This window comes from Limosilactobacillus gastricus PS3, from assembly GCF_000247775.1.
Classification (GTDB): domain Bacteria; phylum Bacillota; class Bacilli; order Lactobacillales; family Lactobacillaceae; genus Limosilactobacillus; species Limosilactobacillus gastricus_A.
The window spans coordinates 1-5,027 of the sequence record NZ_AICN01000048.1; the positions used below are offsets into that span (position 1 = coordinate 1).

Consider the following 5,027-nt stretch of genomic DNA (forward strand, 5'->3'; position numbering starts at 1 on the left):
GGTTTTACCATATTCTCTATTAGATGAAATTTATATTGATCAACACGGGGTATTCCCGTTGTTCTTGGCTCTATTGTTAAATTTTATAATGGTAGTGATCGATTTTTGGGGATTATTTTTTAGGCCCAAATTGGCAAAATTATTAGGAATTTTAACTATTGCCGTTTTCATGAGTTCAATTTTATATAGTTATGCTTACAAATTGACATTAATTTACGTTTCACCAGCCGTCTTGATTATAGGTATGATCGTTTTACTTGGGATTTCCTGGCGATCAAAATGTCAAATAAAATTTCAATACTGTTCTAGCTTTTTAAAAACGGCCGCAGTCAATTTAATCATTTCATTGGTAAGTTTTGAAGCTATTTTTCTTATTTATTTTGCGATAGAGTAAGAATAAAGTTTTTGAGAAAGAAATGATAATAAGTTGGTTGTTAATGACGCTGCTTTAATAGTAAAAAACGAGAAAAATGGAGGACAAAAAATGGCTAAGCACCGTTATGATAGAGAATTTAGAGAACAAGCGCTTCAGTATTATGCAGCTCATAAAAATCAGCTGACCGTTGACGAAATTGGGAAACAGTTAGGAATTGAGAGCCACGTCTTACGGCAATGGATTCAAGCTGATAAAGCAAAAGACCAGGAGATTGCCCAACTAAAGCGCCAAATTCAAGAGGCACGAGAAGAAATCGCCGTGCTAAAGAAATCCATGAGGTTAGATAAGTAAATAATCATCGTGTGATATTATTCAAAATAAAGAAAGTGAGAATCATTATATTGACCAAATTTAGTATTTTTAAACCATATTTAGCCGCTGTTTTGATTAATGTCATTGGTACGCTACTATTCTTAACGGTGATTCGAGCAGTGGCAGGAGAAAATGCCTTCATCTATACTTACCTTGGTTCTGGATGGTTTATTGCCTTATTTGGATATGAGATCTTTAAATATCATGCTTACTTAAGGGAACAGTGGCAGGATTTCAAAAAGAAAAAATGGGCTAATATTTTAATTTCACTCGTGTCAGTATTGATTTTAATAGTAGTGGTAACATTCAGTCGAAAGTATTTTAATCAATTTATTCCAGCCAATGGCCCCAAAGAGCTCATTATTCCGATTAATGGTGTCTTCGGAATCTTCACCAATTTATATGCTGCAATCATTAATCTGATGGTGGCAATATTTGAAGAAATCGCCTTTCGTCATGATATGTGGTACCGATATCGAAAGCATAAATTAGTTTTTGGTATTTTGTTTATCATTACCAATTTATTATTTGGTTTCTCTCATTATTACAATTTTAATGGTAGTTTTATTGCGACGATTCCATATGCTTTCGCAGGAATGATTTTATCTTTACTTTACCTTTGGCGTAGAAATATTTGGCTACCGATTTTCACACACTTCATCTTTAATTTTCCCGCAATCATTGGGGTAGTCTCAATTATTATCATTAGTTTGACTAGATAGTTAACCGCTTTCTCTTACATAACATGATTACTTGAGCCCTGAATTTATGCTATCATGATGATAAATATATGATTGAAGATGGTAAAAGTGATGGTAAAACGGATCCTAAAAGGGTTGATTTTAACCTTATTAATCGCCACAATGCTATTTTTAACGGTGCAAGTTTTTTTAATTCAAGGCACGCCAAGTGAAAATATTAAAAAGACCAATTCGCACGTGAAATATTCATCCACGCCAACCCTCTTAATTCCGGGTTGGGGCGGGAGTGGGTGGACTTATAGTAAGTTCATTAAGTTAGTCCAAAAAGAAAACGTAGCCCAAAACGCCTTAGTGGTTCGGGTATCACCAGATTGCCGAGTAAGCGTGACGGGGTCGTTAAAAAATAAGGCTAATCCTTTAATTCAGGTCATTTATACCTGGAATTACGACACCACTTTTAAACCTCAGGTGAAGGAATTGCGGGCGGTTTTGGAAACCCTGCATGATCAATACCATGTGGATCGCTTGAACGTAATCGGCCACTCTTATGGCGGGACCGAATTCATTCACGTTCTGTTTGAAGATGCTAAAATTCGACGAGAAATCCAATTTGAAAAAGTCATTTTATTAGGGGCCCTGTTGAGGAGAGTTTTGGGACCCGCATCCATTTTCATCCGCACTTGTTTAAACAATCCCAAGATGATAATTACAAGACGCTCTTAAAAGAGGCTCGCCATTTAAAATTGTCATCGACAATCTCTTTTTATAACTGGATGGGGCATCAACCGGGCTCAACGACGACAGATGGTGAAGTTCCAACGATTCAATCCCTAATGTTAAAAACACTTCTTCATCGCCAGAAGATTACTTATCACCAACGGATTTTTAAGAACACGACACACATTCAACTACACCAAAATAATACGATATTAAGGGATATTATTCAGGTTTTGTGGGGGAGTAGGTAAATGAAAAAACTATATCAAAGCGGATTAGCTTTTTGGGATCGGTATGAAAAACCAATTAAATTAGTCTTTGTTTCTTCGATGGTCTTTTTTGTGATTGTGGCCCTGATTATGTTTAGTCGTGATGTTCGTTGGGACCAAGTTGGGGTGCAATTAGGCCGACAATCATGGGATCATTTATTAATTTTAGCCATTTGTGGGATTTTAGCGGTCGTGCCGATGTTGGGTTATGACGTCACAATCACTCGTTTACTGCCTGGTAAATTTTCGCCGCGTTACATCATTCAAAGTGGGTGGGTGACCAACACCTTAACCAATATTGCGGGCTTTGGTGGGGTGCTCGGCTCTTCCTTACGGGCCTATTTTTATAGCAAGGACGCCGATCGCAAGCAAATTTTGAATGCGATTGCGAAGATTTCCATTTTTCTGGCGTCTGGTCTTTCAGTCATCTGTTGGCTAGCCTTATTTATTATGTTTGGGCTCCATGATGGCGGGCACTTTAATCGCTATGCCATTTGGCTTGTCTTGGGGGGGTTATATTCGCCAGCCATGATTATCTTCACCCGCTTTAAGGGTGACACCCTCTTTAAAGATCTTTCTTGGAAACTAGAATCCTTTGTGGTAACGAGCTCAATCTTTGAATGGTTAGGGGTAACTCTGTTCTTCGTACTGGTCGGCTGGGCCTTAGATGTGCATATCAACCTACTGACCGTGGTGCCCTTATATATTGTGGCCCAAATCATCGGGGTTATCTCAATGATTCCTGGCGCGATTGGTTCTTTTGACGTCATCATGATGGTCGAATTAGTCATGTTGGGGGTTTCGCGACCAACTGCGGTGGCTTGGCTCCTTTTATTCCGGGTCTTTTATCACATTGTGCCCTTAGTGCTAGGGGGGATCCTCTTTACTCATCGGATTCTAAAGAATTTAAATGAGCATTTTAACCATTTGCCGGCCCTAATTTTTCATCAGACGATGTACTTGATCGGGACGGGGTTGATGTATTTAACCGGAATTATTATGTTGGTGGCGGCCTCAGTTCCTGATTTAACGGATAGTAATAAGTTCTTACAGGATTTTTATCCCTTTACCTTCTTTTTACTTCATCAATTGTCAACGATCATGTTTGCGATTGCGATCTTAGCTTGTGCTCGAGGACTGCAAGCGCGGGTTAAGAAGGCCTTTTGGCCCACCGTAATTGTCTTGGTAATTGGTCTACTGAATGCGCTCTTTAATTTAGCCTTGCCGGCCCTAGCTGGCTATATCCTGATTCTCTTGTTAGTAGTTTGGGGGATGCGGGGAAGCTTATATCGCTACAAATTGCAATATTCAATGGGGAAATTCATTTTTGATGGAGTAATTTTCGCAGGTAGTTTCATCCTTTATGTTGTGGTCGGGATTGTTAATACACCTAATTACGAATCCGACCATGTCATCCCTGATTATCTACTTTTTCCTGGTGAACATATCTGGTTATCTGGTTTTATCGGTCTATTAATCGGAATTGGCATTATGCTTTGGATCTTACATTACTTCACTCGTTATGCGGATCCTTTTAAAAATGATCAAACTTTTCCGCGGGATCGAGTTGATCAGGTCATTGCCCAGTATGGGGGGAACGAAACTAGTCATTTAGCCTATTTGCAAGACAAGAACATTTACTTTTACCAAGTGGATGGGCAAGACCGGCTCTTCTTTATGTATCGGAAAAAATACGATAAGTTAATTGTGATGGGGAATCCAGTTGGGGACCAGCAAACCTGGTCAGCGGCGCTTCATCAATTAGTGAATGAGGCGGATTTATATGGTTATCTACCGGTCTTTTATGAAGTAGATTCAACCGTCACGATGTTGTTGCACGAAGATGGCTTTGATTTCCTAAAAACTGGTGAAGATGGTTTAGTGAAATTATCTGACTTTACCTTAGCGGGGAAGAAACAACGCTCTCAACGGGCTTTAATTCATAAATTCGAACGGGAGCAATATCAATTTTCAGTGGTGAAACCGCCTTTTGATGATAACTTGATGGCCGAGTTAAAGGCGGTCTCGGATGATTGGTTAGGCGATCAGGTTGAAAAGGGTTTTTCGTTGGGCTTTTTCTCTCAGCAATATCTGAACGAAGCTCCCGTGGGAATTGTACGGGATGTTAATGGCGTCCTCGTCGCATTCGTAACCTTCATGCCAACAGGGGGCAAGGAGATCTTAACTATCGATTTGATGCGTCATAGTCACCAAGCTCCATCCGGAATCATGGATCTTTTGTTTATCAGTATGTTTGAATATGGTCAGGAAAATGGCTATGAGTATTTTGATCTCGGGATGGCTCCGCTCTCCAATGTTGGTCAATCACAATTCTCCTTTACGGAAGAAAAAATGGCCCATTTCATCTATGAATATGGCTATCGTCTTTATGGTTTCCAAGGGCTGCGGCGTTATAAAGAGAAGTATGCCTCCAAATGGCTACCACGGTATACGGTTTACCGGAAAAAACAATCTTTAATTGCGACCATGGTAGCCTTAGTTTCGGTTGTTAATCAGCGGGCAAAATGAAAACGGTTAAAGCAGGTGACTTTTGGTCACCTGCTTTATTTTGTAAAATTTTATAATTAAATA

Annotated in this window: 6 protein-coding genes; all 6 read left to right on the top strand. The window is 39.4% G+C overall.

All coding sequences use genetic code 11. From position 1 onward, the window contains the following. A partial coding sequence (locus tag PS3_RS10630; protein ID WP_040468299.1) for a hypothetical protein occupies positions 1 to 394 on the top strand: 394 nt, incomplete at its 5' end. Between the two features lie 90 nt (positions 395 to 484). Continuing rightward, positions 485 to 727 (top strand): transposase, encoded by a 243-nt coding sequence (locus PS3_RS05535; protein WP_040468300.1) that lies wholly within the window; start codon positions 485 to 487, stop codon positions 725 to 727. A 50-nt stretch (positions 728 to 777) separates the two neighbouring features. Continuing rightward, the gene (locus PS3_RS05540; RefSeq protein ID WP_040468301.1) at positions 778 to 1,470 is read left to right on the top strand and encodes a CPBP family intramembrane glutamic endopeptidase; all 693 of its coding nucleotides are present in this window, start codon (positions 778 to 780) and stop codon (positions 1,468 to 1,470) included. Positions 1,471 to 1,560: 90 nt separating this feature from the next. Further along, positions 1,561 to 2,172 carry an alpha/beta hydrolase gene (locus tag PS3_RS05545; RefSeq protein WP_007122305.1) on the top strand — a complete coding sequence of 204 codons (612 nt, stop codon included), beginning with the start codon at positions 1,561 to 1,563 and terminating at the stop codon, positions 2,170 to 2,172. Between the two features lie 20 nt (positions 2,173 to 2,192). Then, on the top strand, positions 2,193 to 2,417 hold the full coding sequence (locus PS3_RS10785; protein ID WP_268869367.1) for an alpha/beta hydrolase: 225 nt from the start codon (positions 2,193 to 2,195) through the stop codon (positions 2,415 to 2,417). Beyond that, on the top strand, positions 2,418 to 4,964 hold the full coding sequence (gene mprF / locus PS3_RS05550; RefSeq protein WP_050950858.1) for a bifunctional lysylphosphatidylglycerol flippase/synthetase MprF: 2,547 nt from the start codon (positions 2,418 to 2,420) through the stop codon (positions 4,962 to 4,964). Positions 4,965 to 5,027 lie beyond the last annotated feature (63 nt).

Bases quoted from the DNA above. Each gene is read 5' to 3' on its own strand.
- PS3_RS05545 (WP_007122305.1), top strand. From the start codon at position 1,561: ATGGTAAAACGGATCCTAAAAGGGTTGATTTTAACCTTATTAATCGCC.
- mprF (WP_050950858.1), top strand. From the start codon at position 2,418: ATGAAAAAACTATATCAAAGCGGATTAGCTTTTTGGGATCGGTATGAA.
- PS3_RS05535 (WP_040468300.1), top strand. From the start codon at position 485: ATGGCTAAGCACCGTTATGATAGAGAATTTAGAGAACAAGCGCTTCAG.